Below are 19,833 nucleotides of genomic sequence, written 5' to 3' on the forward strand. Positions count from 1 at the left end.
TGCCGATCCCGCGATCGCCCGCGATGAGCAGGTCGGCCCCGGAGTCCCCCTCCTCGTCCGCGAGCCGGCGGCCGGCTGCGATGGCGGCGCGGACCTCGTCGTGGCTCAGCGAGTCCTCGCGGTCGATGGACCCGCTGGAGCGACGGATCTTGTGCGCGTCGAGTCCGCCCGGTCGTTCGGCGGACATCGCCATGTCGGCCACGCGGATCGTGGCGCCGGCCGCCCGCGCCAGGACGGACACCGCCGCGCCGCCGCCGACGATGTTGTCGGCCATCTGCAGGGTGACCTCCTGCGGGAACGCGGAGACCCCGTGCTCGGCGATGCCGTGATCGCCGGCGAACACCACCACCCTGGGCCGCTCGAGCGGTCGCGGCGGGCAGGCCCCCTGGCAGGAGGACATCCACACGCCGAGCTCCTCGAGCCGCCCGAGGGAGCCGGCAGGCTTGGTCAGCGTGAGCTGCCGGGCGCGGGCCTCGTCGGCGACGGTGTGGGACGGCGGGTGGACCGGGGGGAAGGACACGGGGTCGTCGTAGTGCTCGACGTCGCCCAGCCCCGGGAACTCCGGGGAGGCCACGGCGGTGGGGGACGGTGCCGCGGGGGACGGCGCCGCGGGAGACGGTGCCGCGGGAGACGGTGCGATGACGGTGCGGGTGGAGGCGCTGCGGGTGGAATCAGTGCGGGTGGAATCGGCGCCGACGGGGGCCTCCAGGGGGAGGGCGCGCCCCGCGACGACGAGGACGGCCGAGTCGCAGACCTCGGCCAGACGCCGGTTGAGCGAACCGATCAGGTCGGAGAAGACCCGCCCCGCCAGCGTGTCCGGCACCACCCCGAGGCCGACCTCGGGCGAGACGAGGATGACCGACCCGGGATGGTCGGCGACGGCCGAGACCAGCGCGTCGATCTCCCCGGCCACGGCGGCGCCGCCGTCGGTCCACCCCAGGGTGGCGTCCATCCGGCGGGTGAGCCACCCCCCGAGATCGTCCACGAGAACCGTCCCCGCCGGATGCTCCGCCAGCACCCGGGCGATCTCCGCGGTCTCCTCCGTGGCCCACTCCGCGGGTCTGCGGCCGGTGTGCGCGGCGATCCGGCGGGCCATCTCGTCGTCGTCGGGATCCCGTCGCGCGGTGGCCACGTACACCACGTCGGTACCGGTGGCGGCGGCCACCGCCTCGGCGTGGCCGGATTTGCCCGAGCGGGTACCGCCGAGGACGAGCAGGCGCATGGGGGTCGTGGCCTTCCGGGTCGGTGGGGGTCAGATGGCGTCGCCCGGGCGGACCCGGGGACGCGGGGTGCGGAGCATCCGCGGTTGCGTGGCCCGCATCACCGCGTACCACCCCATGCCGAAGCCGGCGTCCTCGGTGCCGGGGAACCGGTCGCGGACGGCCCGGTTGACCGTGCGGCCCAGGAGGAGCCCGTCCACCACGATCACCACGATCATCGCCATGAACGCGAGCTGGCTGAGCTCCTGCAGGGGCCCGGGGACGAGCTGGAACACGATCACGAACAGCGCCAGCGGCATGAACCAGTTGATGAGGCGCCGGTGGGTGTCGATCCAGTCACGGGCGAAGCGACGGACCTCGCCCCGGTCGCGGGAGAGCACGTAGCGGTCGTCGCCCTCCATCATGAGCTGGCGCCGCTCCTCGCGCGCCGCGCGCTCCTGCGCCCGGGCGGCCTTGCGCTCGTCCTTGGTCATGGCGGCCTCGGTGGTCTTGCGGCGCTCCTTGGCCTCCTTGCGGGTCATGGGCGCGGTCACCGGGCCGGAGCGCAGACCCCGCGCGCGCTCCTGGTCGCGCCGCTTGGGCGTGGGCTTGCCCTTGCCCGCGGGTCGGCGCGCGTCGGTGGACGGGTCCGGGCCCGCGGCGGCCGCGGAGTCCGGCCCGACGTCGGGACCTGGGGAACTCATGCCGGTGTCGTTCTTACCGGAGCCGAATGCACGCAACTTCACGCCCCCAGGCTAGGCGATGGGCCCGGGAGGCGAGCATTCACCCGCTCGTCACTCCAGGCGTATCGTGTCGGGGGACCGGATGTCCGGGGAATAGAGAGCTCCCCGGTGGGCGTTGCACGACGGTAGGACGCCACCGAAGACCCTCTCGGATCGCAAGGAGAACCGACATGACCACTGCGGAGAACACCGCCACCGGTGTACTGCTCACCGACGCCGCCGCCTCCAAGGCCAAGGCCCTCCTCGACCAGGAGGGTCGGGACGACCTCTCGCTGCGCATCGCCGTCCAGCCCGGTGGCTGCGCGGGCCTGCGCTACCAGCTCTTCTTTGACGACCGCAGCCTCGACGGCGACGTGGTCGACGACTTCGGCGGCGTCAAGCTCGCCGTCGACCGGATGAGCGTGCCCTACCTCACCGGGGCGTCGATCGACTTCGTCGACACCATCGAGAAGCAGGGGTTCACCATCGACAACCCCCAGGCGACCGGCTCCTGCGCCTGCGGCGACTCGTTCAACTGACCTCACAGCGCCACGGACGACCCGGCCCGATCATCGATCGGACCGGGTCGTCTACTGTCGGGTCCATGTCTGTCGTCATCACCGGGTCCATCGCCACCGACCACCTCATGACCTTCTCGGGGAAGTTCTCCGAGCAGCTCCTGCCGGACCAGCTCGCGCACGTGTCGCTGAGCTTCCTCGTGGATTCGCTCCAGATCCGGCGTGGCGGGGTGGGGGGGAACATCGCGTTCGCCCTGGGCGTGCTCGGCCGCGCGCCGCACCTCGTCGGGGCCGCGGGCGAGGACTTCGCCGAATACCGGACCTGGCTCGAGGACCACGGCGTGGACTGCTCGGCCGTCCACATCAGCTCCGCGCTGCACACCGCGCGGTTCGTGTGCACTACCGACTCCGAGATGGCGCAGTTCGCGTCGTTCTACCCCGGTGCGATGGGGGAGGCGGCCACCATCTCCCTCGCCCGGCTGGTGGAGCGGATCGGCCGGCCCGAGATCGTGCTCATCGGCGCCAACGACCCGACGGCCATGAACTCCCACACCGCGGAGTGCCGCGAGCTCGGCCTGGATTTTGCCGCCGACCCCTCCCAGCAGCTGGCGTTCCTCGACGGCGAGGCGGCCGCCGCGCTGGTCGACGGCGCCCGGTACCTGTTCACCAACGAGTACGAGTACGAGCTCCTGCTGAAGAAGACCGGGTGGACGCCCGAGGAGCTGGACTCCAGGGTCGGCACCCGTGTCACCACCCGGGGTGGGAAGGGCGTCGTGATCGTGGAGAGGGGCGCCGAGCCCCTCGAGGTGGGCATCGTCCCCTCGGAGAACCTCCTGGACCCCACCGGCGTCGGCGACGCGTTCCGCGCCGGCTTCCTCACCGGGGTCCTCGACGGCCTGTCGCTGGAGCGTTCCGCGCAGTTCGGCGCGCTCATCGCGACCCACGTCCTGGAGACCACCGGGACGCAGGAGTGGACCATCGACCCCGCCGCGGCGCGCCGCCGGCTTGCCGCCACCTACGGCGACGAGGCCGCCGAGGAGATCGCCGCGCTGCTCCCGGCCTGACCCCCGCGAGAGGCCCGGCCGCTGCGGGCCGGGCTGGCGGGGCCTAGAGGCGGACCGGGTACTCGCGCCGCTCGATGTCCGGGGTGATCCGCCCCTCCACGAAGATGCCGTGCCAGATCATGAAGCACAGCATGGTCCAGATCCGGCGGCTGTGATCGGAGACGCCGTCGCGGTGCTCGTCGAGCATCCTCAGCACCGCCGCCTTGTCCACGAACTCGTCGGTGCCGGAGGCCATGACGTGCTCGCGGGCCCAGTCGTGCAACTCCGGTCCGGCCAACCAGTGGCGGGTCGGCACGGGGAAGCCGAGCTTCTTCCGGTGGAGCACGTGCGCCGGGACGATCCGCTCCAGCGCCCTGCGCAGCGCGTACTTGGTCGTGCCGTGCGCGACCTTCTCCGTGTACGGCAGGCGGGAGGCGACCTCGTAGACCTCGCGGTCGAGGAACGGCACCCGCAGCTCGAGGGAGTTGGCCATGGTGACCTTGTCCGCCTTGACCAGGATGTCGCCGCGCAGCCACGTGAACAGGTCCAGGTGCTGCATGCGGGCGACGGGATCCCAGCCCCGGGAGCGCTCGTAGATCGGCGCCGTGACGTCCTGGTGGCCCCACTCGGGCCGGTAGTCCCTGAGGACCGACCTCACCTGCTCCTCGGAGAAGGACCGCGCGTTTCCGTAGTAGCGGTCCTCGAGGCTCATGGAGCCGCGGTGCAGCAGGCTCTTGCCGCGGGTGCCCTCGGGGATCCGGGTGCTCGCCCTGCCCAGCGCCCGGCGCAGGCCGCCGGGGATCCTCTCGAACGGCGCGAGTGAGAGCGGCTCCTTATAGATGGTGTACCCGCCGAACAACTCGTCGGCGCCCTCTCCCGAGAGGACCACCTTGACGTGCTTGCGGGCCTCGCGCGCGACGAAGTACAGGGGGACCAGCGCCGGGTCGGCGACCGGCTCGTCCAGATACCAGATGATCTCCGGGATCGCGGCGGCGAACTCCTCGGGGGAGACCACCTTGACGATGTGCTCGACTCCGATCGCCGCGGCGGATTCGGCGGCCACGTCGATCTCCGAGTAGCCCTCCCGCTCGAAGCCGGTGGTGAAGGTCAGGAGGTTCTCGTTGTGCCGGCGGGCCAGGGCCGCGATGGCGGTCGAGTCGATGCCGCCGGACAGGAACGAGCCCACGGTGACGTCGGCCCGCATGTGCTTGGCCACCGAGTCCTCGAGTGCGGCGGCGATCTCGTCGTACCGCCTCTCCTCCTGGCCGTCGGCCACCGGGACGACCGGGAACGTCGGCTCGAAGTACCGCTCGATCACCGGGGCCGTGCCGGGGGAGAGGGTGGCGTGGCAGCCGGACTCCAGCCGGCGGACCCCGCGGGTCAGCGTCTCGCCCTCCGGGACGTACTGGAGGGTGACGTAGTGCTGGAGGGCGCGGGTGTCGAGCGAGGTGTCGACGACGAGGAGGTCGACCAGTTCGGTGATCGACTTCTTCTCGCTCGCGAACGCGGTCCCCCCGGGGCCGGTGGCCATGTAGAGGGGCTTGATGCCAAATGGGTCGCGGGCCACGAAGAGCGTCCGCTCGACGGTGTCCCAGATGGCGAAGGCGAACATCCCGCGGAGCCGGCGGACCGCGGCGGGGCCCCAATGATGGAACGCGACGATGATCGGCTCGCCGTCGCCCTCGGTGTGGAACGTCGCGCCGTGCTCGTTCCGGAGCTCCTCCCTCAGTTCCAGGTAGTTGTAGATCTCGCCGTTGAACGTCAGTGCGTACCTGTCCGGTTGCCCGGGCGGTCCCCAGCGCAGGGGCTGGTGCGAGTGGGCGATGTCGATGATCGACAGCCGGTTGAAGCCGAAGGCCAGGTCGCCGTCGGCCCACGTGCCCACCTCGTCGGGGCCGCGGTGGCGCTGGCACCCCATCGCGCCCAGGATCCGCGACTCGTGGGTACGGGCGGAGCCGTCGGGGGTCAGTAGACCAAGCAGGCCACACATTCGTCGGGTACCTCGTCGATCGTGGTCGGGGTGGGGCTGGACCCGCCGATACGGGTCACGATGGCTTCGAATACTACTGCTCCGGATCCTCCCGGCCGTGGTGCCGAACGGCGAAGGGGTGAGTTGGGTGAAAAGCCGGGACCCGCAGCGTCCAAACTGAGACTCGTGGTCTACTCTTCTAAGGTGTCCCGGCCACGTGGCCGGAGCCGCTGATCAGGAAGGCGTGATGGTGGAACAGCGTGACGGGCGTCGTCGGACGCGCAGAGCTGCACTCGCGGTGTCTCTCGGCACATTGGGCTTGCTGTTGTCCGGTTGTAGCCTCCACACCGACAACAAATGGTGGAACCAGACCATGAACTTCGGGTTCCCCAACGGGATCACGCCCGAAGGCATCGCCATCAGGGAGTTCTGGACCCTGACGGTGGTCACCTCGCTGATCGTCGGCTTCTTCGTGTGGGGCCTGATCTTCTGGTCGATGGCCTTCCACCGCAAGCGGAAGAACGACAACGGCGAGTTCCCGCGTCAGACGGCGTACAACGTACCGCTGGAGCTGGTCTACACGGCGGTGCCGTTCGTGATCATCTCGGTGCTCTTCTACTTCACCGTCATCACGCAGAACAAGGTCCTCGACCTCCGTCCGGAGGAGGAGGTCGGGGTCAAGGTCGACGTCACCGCCTTCCAGTGGAACTGGAAGTTCGGCTACAACAAGGTCGACGTCGCGGGAGTGAGGATCGCCGACGGTACCAACGAGGAAGCCCAGCAGGCTGCCCTCGAGGCCGGCGTGCTCTCGGACGAGCAGCGTGAGGCGCTCGGTCACCACGGTGAGCCCGCCGCCGGTGGCCCGATCCACGGCCGACTCGCCGAGGACAAGTCCTACCTGTTCTTCAACGACATCGAGACCATCGGCACCTCGGAAGAGGTCCCGGTGCTGGTCGTGCCGACCGGTACCCGGATCGAGTTCCGCCTCGCGTCGGCCGACGTCGTCCACTCCTTCTGGATCCCCGAGTTCATCTACAAGCTGGATGTCATGCCGCACCCGGGCAAGAACCAGCAGCTGAGCATGTTCCAGGTCGAGCAGATCGAGCGTGAAGGCGCCTTCGTGGGACGGTGTGCCGAGATGTGCGGCGCGTACCACGCGATGATGAACTTCGAACTCCGGGCCGTGTCGCCCGAGGACTTCGCGAAGTACATCCAGTTCCGTGAGGACAACCCGACCGCGTCCAACGCGGAGGCCCTGCAGTCCATCGGGCAGGCGCCGTACTCCACGTCCACGGCACCGTTCAAGACCGGACGTAGCGATACCCGCGACCAGAACAACATCATCGAGAACGCATCCGCTAACTGACGTCTCTCTCCGGTATCACGCGAAGGGCTCCTGCACGATGAACGCAACAGTAAGAATCTTCGACGGACTGGTGATCTTCCTCGCCGTCATGGCCATCGCGTACGGCTACCTCACGGGCGCCTCGCGTACCGGGGTCGAGTGGGTCGGCACCACCGCCCTGGTGCTGTCCGCGGGGCTCTGCCTGCTGGTCGGCGGCTACCTGCGCTTCGTGGCCCGTCGCATCAGCACGCTGCCCGAGGACTACGAAGAGGCGGAGGTCTCGGACGGCGCGGGCGAGCTGGGCTTCTTCAGCCCTCACAGCTACTGGCCGTTCTTCATGGCGTTCTCGATCCTCATCCTCGGTTACGGCGCCGCCTTCTGGAACTGGTGGATCCTCATCGCCGGAGCGGTGGCGCTGATCATCACCGCCTCCGCGCTGGTGTTCGAGTACCACTGGGGCCGCGAGAAGCACTGACCCCACGCCACCGCGTGCAGCCGGGCCCCCACCGCGATCCGCGGTGGGGGCCCGGCTTGTTGTCCGCCGTCCTGGGATGATCGGATCGTGAGGGACCGCGAGACGGGTCGGGCCGGGGCCACTGCGCGTCGGCAGCGGCCCCGGCCCGTGCGGTCCCGGAGGGAGGCGTACAGGGGGCAGGCTTACAGCCCCATGTCCTTGGCGATGATGGACTTCATGACCTCGTTGGTCCCGCCGTAGATCCGGTTGACCCGGTTGTCCGAGTACAGGCGCGCGATCGGGTACTCGTTCATGAAGCCGTAGCCGCCGTGCAGCTGGAGACAGCGGTCGATGACCTCCGCCGCGACCTCGGTGCAGAACAGCTTGGCGGAGGCCGCCTCGGCCGCGGTCAGCTCGCCCGCGTCCAGGGCCTCGAGGGCGCGGTCCGCGACGGCCTGGGCGGCGTCGACCTTGGCCTGGCAGGCGGCCAGCTCGAACTTCGTGTTCTGGAACTCGGCGACCTGCTTGCCAAACACGACTCGCTGCTGCGTGTACTCCTTGGCGAAGCGCACGGCGGCCGCGGCCTGGGCGTACGCACCGTAGGCGATACCCCAACGCTCGGACGGCAGGTTCTGGCCGAGGTAGAAGAACCCGCGGTTCTCCTCGCCCAGCAGGTCCTCGACGGGAACCTTGACGTCCGTGAACGAGAGCTCGGCGGTGTCGGAGGTCTTGAGGCCGACCTTGTCCAGCTTGCGTCCCACCGCGTAACCCTCGAGCTTGGTGTCCACGGCGAGGAGCGAGATGCCGAAGCGGCGGTCGTCCTCGCGCGGGGGAGCGGTGCGGGCGCAGACGATCACCCGGTCGGCGTGGACGCCGCCGGTGATGAACGTCTTGGCGCCGTTGAGGACGTAGTGGGTGCCGTCCTCGGAGAGCTTGGCGGTGCTCTTCATGCCGGCCAGGTCCGACCCGGTCCCCGGCTCGGTCATGGCCAGCGCCCACATCTCCTCGCCCGCGACGAACTTCGGCAGGTAGCGCTGCTTCTGCTCCTCGGTGGCCAGGGCCTTGATGTAGGGCAGTCCGAGCAGCACGTGGACACCCGAGCCACCGAAGTTCACGCCGGCGCGGGCGGTCTCCTCGGACTGGATGGCCTCGAACTTGTGGGAGTTGATGCCCGCGCCGCCGTACTCCTCGTCGACGTTGATGCCGAACAATCCGAGGTCGGCGAGCTTGTAGTAGAACTCGCGGGGGACGATGCCGGCCTCGAACCACTCCTGGAAGTGAGGGGTCACCTCGGACTCGATGAAGTCGCGGAGGGTCTGGCGGAAGGCCTCGTGGTCTTCGTTGAACACAGTGCGGCGCAAGGGGATGCCTTTCCGTGGGATGCCCCGGCGAATTCCGAGCGCCGGGAGCGTCAGGTGATTGTCTCCTACTGGTGGCGATCGTACTAGGCCGCGACCTGCGACACGGCGAGGGTTACCCGCCGGTAGCTTGAGTGCCCGGGGCCGTGTCCCCGGATGCCGGCCTGGAGTCGAGGGCGGCGGCCGCGACGATCCTGATCGGCCCGCGGATCCGCGACCCGGGCACGTCCTCGCCGCGCTGCCGGATCGCCACGATCCCTTGGTCACGGAGTTCGAGGGCCACGTCCCTGGCGGTGTCCATGAGGTCCCGCCAGTGCTCGCCGCCGACGGCGCGCGCGGCGTCACTCGGGCAGATCGAGCCGCCCCCTCGGGACCGCAGGAGGGTGCGGATGGTGGCGGCGAGGCGGCGGCGGGTCCCCTCCTCCGTGGGATCCCACCACGGGTCCCCCCGTTCCCCGAGCGCCACCTTGGCGTCGTCGACCATCACCCTGGCGGCGTCGCCCTCGGTCTTCACGAGCCGGCGTCCCGTCATGAGGGCGGACACGAGTTCCGCGCGGAGCTTCTCCGGGATCGCCGGATCGGTCGCGCGCCACCGCCGACCGCCGACCACGATGTACCGCCCGTCCTCGGAGCGCTCGACCTCGTCCCTCGCCACACCGCGATCATGCTCCCGTGCGCCCGGGCTGTCACGAAACCGGGAGACGGAAGCGGGGGACCCGCCCGAGTCGCTAGGGTGAAACCTGTTCCAGTAAGTGTGTCGTCCGAGGGCGATGGCGAACGGCTGCAGGGGATCGAGGAGAGGCGCGTGACCGTGACGACCGGGGAGAACACCGTGGATGCCGAATTTGACGTGGTGGTGGTGGGCTCGGGCATCGCCGCGCTCTTCGGGGCCGCGGCGGCGGTATCGCGGGGCCTGACGACCTGTCTGGTGGAGAAGACCGACCGGTTCGGCGGGACCTCCGCGTACTCCGGAGGGGCGGTGTGGCTTCCGGGCAACGCCGTCCTCGCCCGCGACGGTCTCGAGGACTCGGTAGAGAGGGGCCGAACCTACTTCCGCGCTGTGGTCGGTGACCGCACCGACCGGGACCTGCAGGACGCCTTCCTTAGCACCGGACCGCGGGTGGTGGACTTCCTCACGCACGACCTCGGTATCCCCACACGGTTCCAGGCGTTCCCCGACTACTTCGACGCCCCGGGGCGGCAGGAGACGGGGCGCAGCATCTACCCCAAGCCCATCAGGAGCGAGGAGGTCGGCGCCCGCACGGGGGACATCCGCCGCTCCGTCCCGGCCGACCAGTTCGGCGCCGACGAGGACACCGCCAAGCTGGAGGGCGGCCGTGCCTGGGTGGCCCGGTTACTCCTCGCGCTGGATGCGATGGACGCCGCCGAGCTGCGGCTCTCCACGGCCGTGGAGGAGCTCGTCCGGGACGACGACGGTCGGGTCGTGGGCGTGGTGACCCGGGGCGACGAGGGCCGACAGGTGCTGCGTGCCCGTCACGGTGTCCTGGTCGCGGCCGGCGGGTTCGAACGGTCCGCCGAACTGCGGGCACGGTGGCAGCAGATGCCCACAGCCGACTGGTCCGCCTCCCACCCGGACACCGGGTCCGGTGACGCGGTCCGGATGTTCGAGCGGGTCGGCGCCCGACTCGACCTGCTCGATCAGTCGTGGTGGTGCCCGGCCACGCTCTTCCCCAACGGCCACGCCGCTTTCACCCTGGGCTTCCGCTCGGGCATCATCGTCGACGCCACCGGGCGGCGATTCGCCAACGAGCTCCTGCCCTACGACCAGATGGGGCGGAGGATGCACGCGCGGATCACCGACGGGGCGGGGGACGAGTTCTGGTGTGTCTTCGACGACGCCGAGGCCGGCGGGTACCCGGCGATCTGCGTCCCCGCCCCCGACGCCGACGAGCTCCGCGCCGCCGGTCTCTGGCACACCGCGGCCTCGATCGGGGACCTCGCCGCGGCGACGGGCCTCGATCCGGAGGCCCTGGCAGAGAGCGTCGAGCGGTTCAACGCGCTCGCCGAGCGGGGCCGCGACACGGACTTCGGCCGGGGTGAGGACCCCTACGGACGGTTCTTCCTCGGGGCGTCGACGCCGGGGGAGTGCCTACGACCCCTGCCCGGCGGGCGACTGCACGCCGTCCGGCTCGTCCTGGGCGACCTGGGGACCAAGGGGGGCGCGGTGATCGACACCAACGGGGCCGTCCTCGACACCACCGGCTGCCCCATCCCGGGCCTGTACGCGGCCGGCAACTCGTCGGCCTCGGTGTCCGGCGAGGCGTACCCGGGACCCGGGGTCCCCCTCGGGTCCGGGATGACGATGGCCTTCCGCGCCGTCGCCCACATGGCGGGGGAGCCACTTCCGATCGAGGGGTCGCGGGTCGACTGACTCCCGACCCCGGCCACCACTGACCTTTCCGGAGGCCGCGGCCTCCCGGGGTGAGGACCTTCTCGTCGTCGTCCCCCTAGACTCTCCACGCCCGCGGACCGACGGGGGGCGGCGTGGGGGGTGGACCGCGACAGACCGCGGGCCGGACCTCCACGTGGAGGTCCGGCCCGCGGTCGGGTGTTACCGGTGGCTCAGTGCTCGTCGCGACGAGTGAGGATCTCCTCCTGCAACGTGGTGAGCATGGAGTACTCCTGCTCGTGCTTGCCGTGCTCGGCCTTGTCGAGCAGACGGGCCTCGTCGGCCGGGTCAGCCGAGAGTGCGCCGCGCGGGGGACGACCGGCCACGCCGAGCTGGTTCATCTTGCTGGGCACCTTGGCGCCGGCGTACTCGAGCGGGACGGCGTGGCCGTGCTCGTCGACCTCACCGAGCGGCTGGTGGACCTCGATGAACTCACCCTGCGGCAGGCGCATGATGATGCCGGTCTCGATACCGTGCTCGAGCACGTCGCGGTCGGCGCGCTGCAGACCCAGGCACAGCCGGTAGGTGAAGAAGTACACCAGCGGCGGCACCACGATGAGACCGATGCGACCGGCCCAGGTGGTGGCGTTCAACGAGACGTCGAAGTGGTAGGAGATCAGGTCGTTGGACCCCATCAGCACCAGGACCACGTAGAACGAGATGGCCATCATGCCGGCGGCGGTACGCACCGGCACGTCGCGCGGACGCTGCAGCAGGTTGTGGTGGGCGGTGTCGCCGGAGAACTTGGCCTCGATCTGCGGGTAGGCGAACATCAGCACGACCATGGCGCCGAGCATCACGGCCACCCACATCACCGCGGGGACGGTGTACGGACCCAGGTAGAGCTCCCAGGCGGGCATGACACGGGCGCCGCCCTCCGTCCACAGCATGTACCAGTCGGGCTGCGATCCCGCGGAGATATGGGAGGGGTTGTACGGCCCGAGGTTCCATATGGCGTTGATCGTGAACAGGCCCGAGAAGAGCATGAGCATGCCGACCGTGATGGCACCGAAGGCGACGGACTTGACCGCGAAGACCGGGAGGATACGGACGCCGACGACGTTGTTCTCCGTCCGGCCGGGCCCGGGGAACTGGGTGTGCTTCTGGTACCAGACCAGCGCGAGGTGCGCGGCGATCAGCGCGAGGATGATCGCCGGGATGATCAGCACGTGCAGCACGTAGAAGCGCGGGATCATGATGTCGCCCGGGAAGTCCCCACCGAAGATCATCCAGTGCAGCCAGGTGCCGATCACCGGCATGCCGACGATGATGCCCGAGGTGATCCGGAGGCCGGTGCCCGAGAGGACGTCGTCCGGCAGACCGTAGCCGAGGAAGCCCTCGACGATGCCCAGGAGCAGCAGCACGCAACCGATGGTCCAGTTGGCCTCACGCGGGCGTCGGAACGCGCCCGTGAAGAAGATGCGGATCATGTGGACGACCATCGAGGCGACGAACAGCAGGGCCGCCCAGTGGTGGATCTGCCGCACGAAGAGCCCGCCGCGGACCTCGAACGAGATGTTCAGCGCCGTCTCGTAGGCGCGGGAGATCTCGATGCCGTTGAGGGGCGCGTACGCGCCCTGGTAGATCACCTTCGACATGGAGGGGTCGAAGAACAGGGTGAGGTACACACCCGAGATCAGCAGGATGATGAAGCTGTACAGGGCGATCTCGCCCAGGAGGAAGGACCAGTGCGTGGGGAAGACCTTGTTGATCTGCCGGCGCATGCCCTTGGCCATGGTGTATCGCGAGTCGAGGCCGTCTCCGACCTTCGCGAGTGTGGTGTTGTTGCTCATGAACGACGCTCCCAGAAGGCAGGTCCGACCGGCTCGATGAAGTCGCCGTTGGCGACGAGGTAGCCCTCGCTGTCAACCGCGATGGGCAGCTGCGGCAGCGCACGCGCGGCGGGGCCGAAGATCGGCTTCGCATACTCCAGCGCGTTGAACTGCGACTGATGGCACGGGCAGAGGAACCGCTGCGTCTGCTGCTCGTACAGGGAGGTGGGGCAGGCGAGGTGCGTGCAGATCTTCGAGTAGGCGTAGAGGTCGCCGTAGTTGAACTCCTCCTGGCCCTTCCGCTTGATCACCCGCGCGGCGTCCTCGGGACGGAAGCGGATCAGCATGACCGCGTTCCGTACGCCGTGGATCGAGTGCATGTGCGCCTCGAAGTCGCCGAGGTCGTTCTCGGGGAGGGGGAACACGGACTCGAGCCCGCCCGCCGCCAGGTCCTCGACGTGGATCCGCACGAGGCGGCCCTCGCCGGCCGGGGGATGCCCGTCCGGGAACACCTTGCCGGTGTCGCGACCGAGGTAGACCTTCTCCGCGGGCAGGCCGTCGGGACGGCTGCTCGAGGCGAGGGTCCAGCCGGTGGTGTGCAGGGTGCCGTCGCCGGCGACGGTGAGCTCGCCGCGCTTCCACGGGTTCTTGATCATCCCGCCGAGCGGGAGGATCGCGGACAGCCCGATGAGTCCGACTCCCGCACCGAGGAAGCCGCCCATGACCTTGCGGCGACCGAGGGTCGAGGTCTTCCACGAGTCGTTGAGCTCGGCGACGATGGTGCGCCGGTCGGCTTCGTCCGACGGGCCGTCGTGGCGCGTCTGGACCGAGATCTCCTCGGGGACGAACTTCTTGGTGAACTGCACGGCGCCGAAGCCGAGGAAGAGGATCGACAGGCCGATCGTCACGCCGAGCAGCGGCGTGTAGACCATGTAGAGCCAGTAGCCGTCCTCGCCCTCGCCGCGGTACTCCCACGGCCAGGCGATGTAGATGACGGCAAAGGCGAGGGCCAGCACGGCGGAGAGCGCGAACCAGATGGTGACCGTGCGTGCCGCCCGCTTCTCGGCGCGGGTCGTGACGCCCTCCGGCCAACGGTTCTCGCGGAACCGGACGTCGACCTCGTCCATCTCGGTGCCGAGACGGACCAGATCGGCGTCGCTCATCCGGTCGAGGTCCGCGGGGGACGGGTTCTTGGGTGTCTCACTCATGAACGGGATCCGATCCACAGGGTCGCACCGATGAGGGCGACGATGCCGACAAGCCAGATGGCCACGCCTTCGCTCACGGGTCCGAGGCCGCCGAGCGCGTAGCCGCCCGGCGTGATCTTGGAGTCCGTGTCCTTGATGTAGGCGATGATGTCCTTCTTCTCGTCAGGCGTGAGCTGACGGTCCGAGAACCTGGGCATGTTCTGCGGCCCGGTCAGCATGGCCTGGTAAATCTCCTGCTCGTTGGCAGGATCGAGCGTGGGTGCGTACTTGCCGGCGGACAGCGCTCCACCGCGGCCGGTGAAGTTGTGACACGAGGCGCAGTTGAGGCGGAACAGCTCGGAGCCGCGAGCGATCTCCTCGGGGCGGGACTCGCCCGAGGCGCCGCGGAGGCTCCCCTGCGCGACCTGGCCGTCGGGATCGGTGACGATCGCGGGGCCGCCGCCGTACAGGTCGACGTAGGCGGCGAGGGCGACGATCTGGTGCTCGCTGTAGCGCGGCTTCTTCCGCTGCGCCTGGGCCTCGTTGTTGGCGGCGGGCATGCGGCCGGAGTGGACCTGGAAGTAGGTCGCGCCCGAGCCGGTGCCGACGAGCGACGGGCCGCGGTCCTGCACGCCCTGCAGGTTCTGGCCGTGGCACGTGATGCAGGCGACGTCGTAGATCGACTTACCCTCGGCGATCAGCGCGGCCTGGTCCTGCTGCGCCGTCGCGACCTGCGGCTCGGGAACCACGGCCGTGGCGATGGCGCCCGCACCGAGGAGGCCGGCGGCGATGACGAGCGCGCCAGTGGCCTTCCGACGACGCTTGGAGGAGGCCGGTCGCGCCGGAGTACCCGCGGGCTCCGGCGACGGCGTGTCCGCAGCGGGTGGGTGAGGTGAGTTCATTGTGAGTTCCCTTTGGTGTTGGGACCTGCTGGACGCGGCGTCCTGCGGCCAGCTGACTACTGAATGAAGTAGATGGTGACGAAGAGGCCGATCCAGACCACGTCCACGAAGTGCCAGTAGTACGACACCACGATGGCCGCCGTCGCCTGGGCGGGTGTGAACCGGGACATCGTCGTCCGCATCACGAGGACGACGAACGCCAGGACGCCCGCCAGCACGTGGAGACCGTGGAAGCCGGTGGTGATGAAGAAGACGGATCCGTACACGCTAGAGGAGATCGTGACGCCCTCGAAGTACAGCATCGTGTACTCGTACACCTGGCCGATGAGGAAGACCGTCCCCATCACGGCCGAGATCACGTACCAGCGGCGGAGGCCGAAGACGTCTCCCTGCTCGGCGGCGAAGACACCCATCTGGCAGGTGAACGAGGACGCCACGAGGATGACGGTGATCGTCAGGGCGAACGGCACGTTCAGGTGCACCGGATAGGAAGGCCAGTCACCTCCCGAGTTCGCCTTGGAGACGAAGTACATCGCGAACAGGCCCGCGAAGAACATCAACTCCTGGGACAACCAGATGATGGTGCCCACGCTGACCATGTTCGGCCGGTTCAGCGAATGAACACGCTGGGCCATAGCCGTTCCTGAGTTATCTACTGCGCTCGTCACGAGGCCAAGTATGACCCCTGAGATGGGCGGAGTCTGCACGGACCCCCGAAATCGGCGTGTCCTTCCGGCGTTTCCGCAGGTCGCCCGGGGAACTCTCAGCTTGGGTATGTGGGACCGCACCCCATGCAGGGGCTATCAGGGCCCTCTCAGGCTGATCGGCGCGTTCCGGGGACGGCCGATGACGGGCCTGGGCGAGCGACGGAGGTGGCGCTGGTGGCACGATTGGCGGGGCGCGGTCCGCCAGCGGAGACGGACCGGCGGTACCAGGGGAGAGAGGTCGGGACACGTGGGAAGTTCGGCATCGGTCGACGGGGGCCGATCGTGGCCCGCAGTGCTTGGCACGCTCACCTCGGGACGGGACCTCGATCCGGCGGACGCCGCCTGGGCCATGTCCCGGATCATGGAGGGCGTCGCGACAGACGCCCAGATCGCCGCGTTCGGGGTCGCGCTCGGGATGAAGGGCGTCACGGGGCCGGAGCTCGCCGCGCTGTCGGCGACGATGCTCGACTTCTCGCGCCGGGTCCCCACGTCCCGCCCGTGCCTCGACATCGTGGGCACGGGCGGCGACAGGCAGGGCACCGTGAACATCTCCACCATGTCCTCCCTCGTGGTGAGCGCGTGCGGGGTGCCCGTGGTCAAGCACGGCAACCGGGCGGCCTCGTCGAAGAGCGGCGGCGCCGACGTCCTGGAGGCCCTCGGGGTGGCGATCGACCTCGGGCCGGAGGATGTCGCCCGCTGCGTCGAGGAGGTGGGCGTGGCCTTCTGTTTCGCCCCCGTGTTCCACCCGGCCCTCCGGTTTGCCGCCGCGCCCCGGCGCGAGATCGGGATACCCACGGTCTTCAACATCCTCGGTCCGCTCACCAACCCCGCGGCGCCGGCGGCCAACCTCATCGGCTGCGCCTTCGAGCACCTGATGACGGTCATGGCCGAGGTGTTCGCACTCCGCGGTAGGTCGGCCCTGGTGGTCCGCGGCTCGGACGGGCTCGACGAGATCACCATGACGGGATCGACCCGGGTCCTGCGGGTCGCCGACGGCCAGGTCGACGAGGATCGGATTCACCCCGGGGACTTCGGGATGGACACCTGTTCGATCGAGGAACTGCGCGGCGGCGATGGCGAGCACAACGCCGGTGTGGCACGGGACCTGCTGGCGGGGAGGACGGGTCCGGTCCGCGATGCGGTGCTGCTCAACTCGGCCGCGGCGTTGGTGGCGTTCGACGGACTCGGGCGAGGGGCCGAGCTGGTGCCCGCGATGAGGTCCGCCCTGGACCGCGCCGCGGCGGCGATAGACGACGGCGAGGCGGCCGGCCTGCTGGAGAGGTGGGCGGCCTTCAGCGCGACGCGCGGCTGACCCCGGTCTCGCGGACCCCCGACGCGGCGCGTTCCGCACGCTCGGCCCAGCCGGACAGGGTGTGCGCCCCGCGGACGGGGAGCACCCAGGCGCCCTCGATCGACACGATGCGAGTGGGGGCGGAATCGATCCATCGGTGGACGTTGCGGACCTCCGCCGGCGTCGCCCCGCGGAGTGGGCCGGGATCGGGGAGCACGGTGGTGGCCCCCGACCTGAGGGAGTCGATGACGGGCAGTGGCGCCGCACCGGTCGGCACCGTCCCGGACGCGGCGAGGCGCCCATGCCGCACGACCGCGACCGCCCACGACCGGCGGGGCCCGGCCTGGACCAGGATCAGCTCGGGGAGTGCCGCGGTCGCCGTGAGTTCCTGGTGGCGGGAGAGGACGCGCACGAGGATCGCGGTGCGGTCCCGCAACCCGGCGGCCCTCTCGAAGGCGCCGCCGGTGGCGAGGGCCTCGATGCGGTCGATGAGGGCCCGCAAGGGTGCCGAGTCCGTTCCGGTCACCAGTTCCCGCCACGATTCGGGATCGGCGATCGAGCCGTCGACCTCGGACAGGTCCTCCCACGCCGAACGGGCGTCCTGCGCCCGGCGGAACGGCCCGATCGCCAACGGGTGCTCCGGGGACCTGGTGACCCGGCCTCGAACCGCCCTGCCGGTGGGAGGCGCGAGCCACCACCCGCGGCGGGGGCTGCGGGACCGCCTGTTGAACGGGGGCTGGAGGGAGTCGATGAGCCGCTCCTCGACGGTCCACGCCTCCAGGAGGTGCGCGCACGGGACCGACTCGGCGCTCGCCGCCAGGCCGATCATCGTCCGCATCCTGCCGCGGGCGTCCCCGCCCGAGTAGTAGGAGCGGGCCCTCCGGCGCACGGACCCCGACGACCCCACGTAGAGGGGACCGCCCGAGCTGTCTCGGAAGAGGTAGACGCCGGGTCCGGACGTGAGCGACTCGGTCAGGGTGGCCCGCCGCCGCACCTCGGGGCTGAGGCGCCCGTCGTACGCCCTCAGTTCCGAGACCGTGGACACCCCGCAGTCGCCGACCCGGGAGATCAGCGCGTGCAGCACGTCGACGGTCGCCCGGGCGTCCTGGAGGGCTCGGTGGTTCGGTTCGACCGCCGACCCCAGGTGCGCGGCGAGCACGCCGAGGCGGTGACCGCGGGTCTCGCCGCTGTGGAGCACCCGTCGCGCGAGGGTGAGGGTGCAGATCGACGGCGGGTCGGGCCACCGCCGGCCGGTCGAGGCCGCCGCGGCGCGGAGGAAGCCGAGGTCGAAACGCGCGTTGTGCGCCACCAGGACGGCGCCCCGGGAGAACTCGAGGAAGGTCGCCATCACCTCGCCCAGCGACGGGGCCCCCACGAGGTCGCCCGGGGCGATGCCGGTGAGGGTGCTGATATGTCCCGGGAGGACGCCGTCGATCGCGACGAACGTGGACAACTCGGCCCGGACCTCGCCGCCCACCACGCGGACGGCGCCGATCTCGGTGATCTCATCCGTTCCCGGCCGCGTCCCGGTGGTCTCCAGATCCACCACGACGAACGTCACCTCGGACAGCAACGGTTCGAGCTCGTCCAACGCCGTCTGGACCCCGGTCGGTGCGGCCGGCGCGCGCGAGGAGGTGGTGGACATGGCGCAGACGGTAGCTCCGGGGTCCGACAGCCCGATCCCGCGCCCTACGTCAGTCCGCCCGGGCCGTGGATGTCCGAGTCGTTCTATACGGTCGCCATCGACCCGGATCGCGGGCAGATAACGAATGGGCAACACGCCCAGGACGGAGTGTGATGTAGATCATGCTATCCATCGATTGTGCTCGGTGCCCGGCGCGGCCACGGACATGTGACGACTGCGTGGTCTCGGTCTTGATCGCGGGTGAACCGCAGGTGGACACGCTTTCCGAGGAGTCGTGCGGGTACGTTCTGCAGCCCGAGGTGCGCTCCGCGATCGAGGTGCTCATCGAGGTCGGGATGGTCTCCACGGTCGAGATCGTGGCCGAATACACCGCGGCGTGAGCGAGGGACTGGACTTCGGCGAGACGGTTTCGTAACCTTTTCGAGACCTCGGAAGTCATCACCCGCCCACCGGTGGGGAGCCGGGGTCACCACCTAAGCGCCAGAGGGGCGCACCGGGGAACCACGTTCCACTGGGGTGAATCGTCCAAGGGCCACCAGGTCCGGGGCGTAGGACAGACTTCCGTGTCCGAACCCGTCAGCTAACCCGGTCGGTGTCGCAGGAAGAAAGAGGAAAACACTCTCGTGGGAGCCCACAGCATCAAGACCGTTTCGACCGGACGCCGCGTCGCCGCCGCCGGACTGCTCGCGGCCGGAGCCGCCGTCGCGGGAGCCGGAACCGCGGCCGCCGCGCCCGTGACCGTCGACGTCCCCGTCGAGCTGCGCCTGCCGGGCGTGCCCGCCCAGGTCACCGTCGACGTTCCCGAGGGCATCGCTCTCCCGGCCGGTCTCGCCCAGGTCGCCCCCGTCGAGTTCGCCGCCCCGGCGCCGCAGATCTCGACCGGCCAGCGCATCCTCGAGGCCGCCGGCACCCGCGTGGGCTCGCCCTACGTGTGGGGCGCCACCGGCCCGAGCTCGTTCGACTGCTCCGGGCTCACCTCCTGGGCCTACAAGGAGGCGGGCATCTCCATCCCGCGCACCAGCCAGGCCCAGATCGGTGGCGGCACCCAGGTGTCCAAGGCGGACCTTCAGCCCGGCGACATCGTCGCGTTCTACAGCGGCGCCAGCCACGTGGGGATCTACGCCGGCAACGGTCAGGTCGTCCACGCCCCCTACTCCGGCACCAGCGTGAGCTACGCCCCGCTGGACTCCATGCCGTTCTACGGTGCCACCCGGTACTACTGAGTCCCACCGGAGACTCAGGCCTCCACGTACCCCGTCGACGACCGGCCACCAGCCGGGTGTCGACGGGGTTCGTCGTCTGTACTATGCG

18 protein-coding genes and 1 riboswitch are annotated in these 19,833 nt (G+C 70.0%); of the genes, 8 read left to right on the forward strand and 10 right to left on the reverse strand.

The annotated features are described in order from the left end of the window. Together Q0444_RS02055 and Q0444_RS02060 are read right to left on the reverse strand one after the other, a co-directional pair. Window positions 1-1,222: bifunctional adenosylcobinamide kinase/adenosylcobinamide-phosphate guanylyltransferase (locus Q0444_RS02055; RefSeq protein WP_299020949.1), on the reverse strand; the 1,222-nt coding region annotated here is incomplete at its 3' end. 30 nt (window positions 1,223-1,252) lie between these two features. Next, window positions 1,253-1,945, reverse strand: coding sequence for a DUF3043 domain-containing protein (locus Q0444_RS02060; protein WP_291085356.1), 693 nt, complete (start codon window positions 1,943-1,945; stop codon window positions 1,253-1,255). A 167-nt stretch (window positions 1,946-2,112) separates the two neighbouring features. On the opposite strand from Q0444_RS02060, the gene Q0444_RS02065 reads away from it, so the two are divergent. Together Q0444_RS02065 and Q0444_RS02070 are read left to right on the forward strand one after the other, a co-directional pair. Then, on the forward strand, window positions 2,113-2,460 hold the full coding sequence (locus tag Q0444_RS02065) for an iron-sulfur cluster assembly accessory protein (RefSeq protein WP_291085359.1): 348 nt from the start codon (window positions 2,113-2,115) through the stop codon (window positions 2,458-2,460). A 65-nt stretch (window positions 2,461-2,525) separates the two neighbouring features. Then, a complete protein-coding gene (locus tag Q0444_RS02070) occupies window positions 2,526-3,503 on the forward strand; it encodes a carbohydrate kinase family protein (protein ID WP_291085362.1) in 978 nt (325 codons plus the stop codon). 43 nt (window positions 3,504-3,546) lie between these two features. Here Q0444_RS02070 and asnB read toward each other — a convergent pair whose 3' ends face one another. After that, window positions 3,547-5,472 carry an asparagine synthase (glutamine-hydrolyzing) gene (gene asnB, locus Q0444_RS02075; RefSeq protein ID WP_291085365.1) on the reverse strand — a complete coding sequence of 642 codons (1,926 nt, stop codon included), beginning with the start codon at window positions 5,470-5,472 and terminating at the stop codon, window positions 3,547-3,549. Window positions 5,473-5,698: 226 nt separating this feature from the next. On the opposite strand from asnB, the gene Q0444_RS02080 reads away from it, so the two are divergent. Further along, window positions 5,699-6,817 carry a cytochrome c oxidase subunit II gene (locus tag Q0444_RS02080; protein ID WP_291085368.1) on the forward strand — a complete coding sequence of 373 codons (1,119 nt, stop codon included), beginning with the start codon at window positions 5,699-5,701 and terminating at the stop codon, window positions 6,815-6,817. Between the two features lie 37 nt (window positions 6,818-6,854). Next, a complete protein-coding gene (locus tag Q0444_RS02085) occupies window positions 6,855-7,271 on the forward strand; it encodes a cytochrome c oxidase subunit 4 (protein WP_291085371.1) in 417 nt (138 codons plus the stop codon). A gap of 182 nt (window positions 7,272-7,453) precedes the next feature. Here the strand turns inward: Q0444_RS02085 and Q0444_RS02090 are convergent, their stop codons facing one another. Further along, window positions 7,454-8,611 (reverse strand): acyl-CoA dehydrogenase family protein, encoded by a 1,158-nt coding sequence (locus Q0444_RS02090; protein WP_291085374.1) that lies wholly within the window; start codon window positions 8,609-8,611, stop codon window positions 7,454-7,456. A gap of 112 nt (window positions 8,612-8,723) precedes the next feature. Next, the gene (locus Q0444_RS02095; protein WP_291085377.1) at window positions 8,724-9,263 is read right to left on the reverse strand and encodes a DUF3253 domain-containing protein; all 540 of its coding nucleotides are present in this window, start codon (window positions 9,261-9,263) and stop codon (window positions 8,724-8,726) included. A gap of 150 nt (window positions 9,264-9,413) precedes the next feature. On the opposite strand from Q0444_RS02095, the gene Q0444_RS02100 reads away from it, so the two are divergent. Continuing rightward, window positions 9,414-11,000: an FAD-binding protein gene (locus Q0444_RS02100; RefSeq protein WP_291085380.1), complete on the forward strand. Its 1,587-nt coding sequence runs from the start codon at window positions 9,414-9,416 to the stop codon at window positions 10,998-11,000. A 191-nt stretch (window positions 11,001-11,191) separates the two neighbouring features. On the opposite strand, the gene Q0444_RS02105 is transcribed toward Q0444_RS02100, so the two are convergent. From Q0444_RS02105 to Q0444_RS02120, 4 genes are read right to left on the reverse strand one after another with little or no spacing between them, the layout of a single operon-like run. Beyond that, complete coding sequence (locus Q0444_RS02105; RefSeq protein ID WP_291085383.1) at window positions 11,192-12,811, reverse strand: cytochrome bc complex cytochrome b subunit; 1,620 nt, start codon at window positions 12,809-12,811, stop codon at window positions 11,192-11,194. Then, window positions 12,808-13,998, reverse strand: a complete 1,191-nt coding sequence (locus Q0444_RS02110) for a ubiquinol-cytochrome c reductase iron-sulfur subunit (RefSeq protein ID WP_291085386.1) — start codon at window positions 13,996-13,998, stop codon at window positions 12,808-12,810. The genes Q0444_RS02105 and Q0444_RS02110 overlap by 4 nt, the downstream gene beginning before the upstream one ends. Beyond that, window positions 13,995-14,879, reverse strand: a complete 885-nt coding sequence (locus Q0444_RS02115; protein WP_291085389.1) for a c-type cytochrome — start codon at window positions 14,877-14,879, stop codon at window positions 13,995-13,997. The genes Q0444_RS02110 and Q0444_RS02115 overlap by 4 nt, the downstream gene beginning before the upstream one ends. Before the next feature lie 56 nt (window positions 14,880-14,935). Further along, window positions 14,936-15,547 (reverse strand): heme-copper oxidase subunit III, encoded by a 612-nt coding sequence (locus Q0444_RS02120; RefSeq protein ID WP_291085392.1) that lies wholly within the window; start codon window positions 15,545-15,547, stop codon window positions 14,936-14,938. Window positions 15,548-15,833: 286 nt separating this feature from the next. Between Q0444_RS02120 and trpD the strand changes: the two genes are divergently transcribed. Then, entirely contained in the window at window positions 15,834-16,898 is a 1,065-nt protein-coding gene (gene trpD, locus Q0444_RS02125; RefSeq protein WP_291085395.1) for an anthranilate phosphoribosyltransferase, read from the forward strand. Here the strand turns inward: trpD and Q0444_RS02130 are convergent. Continuing rightward, entirely contained in the window at window positions 16,879-18,522 is a 1,644-nt protein-coding gene (locus Q0444_RS02130; protein ID WP_291085398.1) for a DEDD exonuclease domain-containing protein, read from the reverse strand. The two genes, trpD and Q0444_RS02130, sit on opposite strands and share 20 nt — an antisense overlap. A gap of 218 nt (window positions 18,523-18,740) precedes the next feature. On the opposite strand from Q0444_RS02130, the gene Q0444_RS02135 reads away from it, so the two are divergent. Further along, a complete protein-coding gene (locus tag Q0444_RS02135; protein WP_291085401.1) occupies window positions 18,741-18,902 on the forward strand; it encodes a hypothetical protein in 162 nt (53 codons plus the stop codon). 80 nt (window positions 18,903-18,982) lie between these two features. Beyond that, window positions 18,983-19,132, forward strand: a riboswitch (cyclic di-AMP (ydaO/yuaA leader). 13 nt (window positions 19,133-19,145) lie between these two features. Beyond that, the gene (locus Q0444_RS02140) at window positions 19,146-19,745 is read left to right on the forward strand and encodes a C40 family peptidase (RefSeq protein ID WP_291085404.1); all 600 of its coding nucleotides are present in this window, start codon (window positions 19,146-19,148) and stop codon (window positions 19,743-19,745) included. Window positions 19,746-19,833: the final 88 nt, after the last annotated feature.

It is taken from the genome of uncultured Dietzia sp. (assembly GCF_937873725.1).
Classification (GTDB): Bacteria; Actinomycetota; Actinomycetes; order Mycobacteriales; family Mycobacteriaceae; genus Dietzia.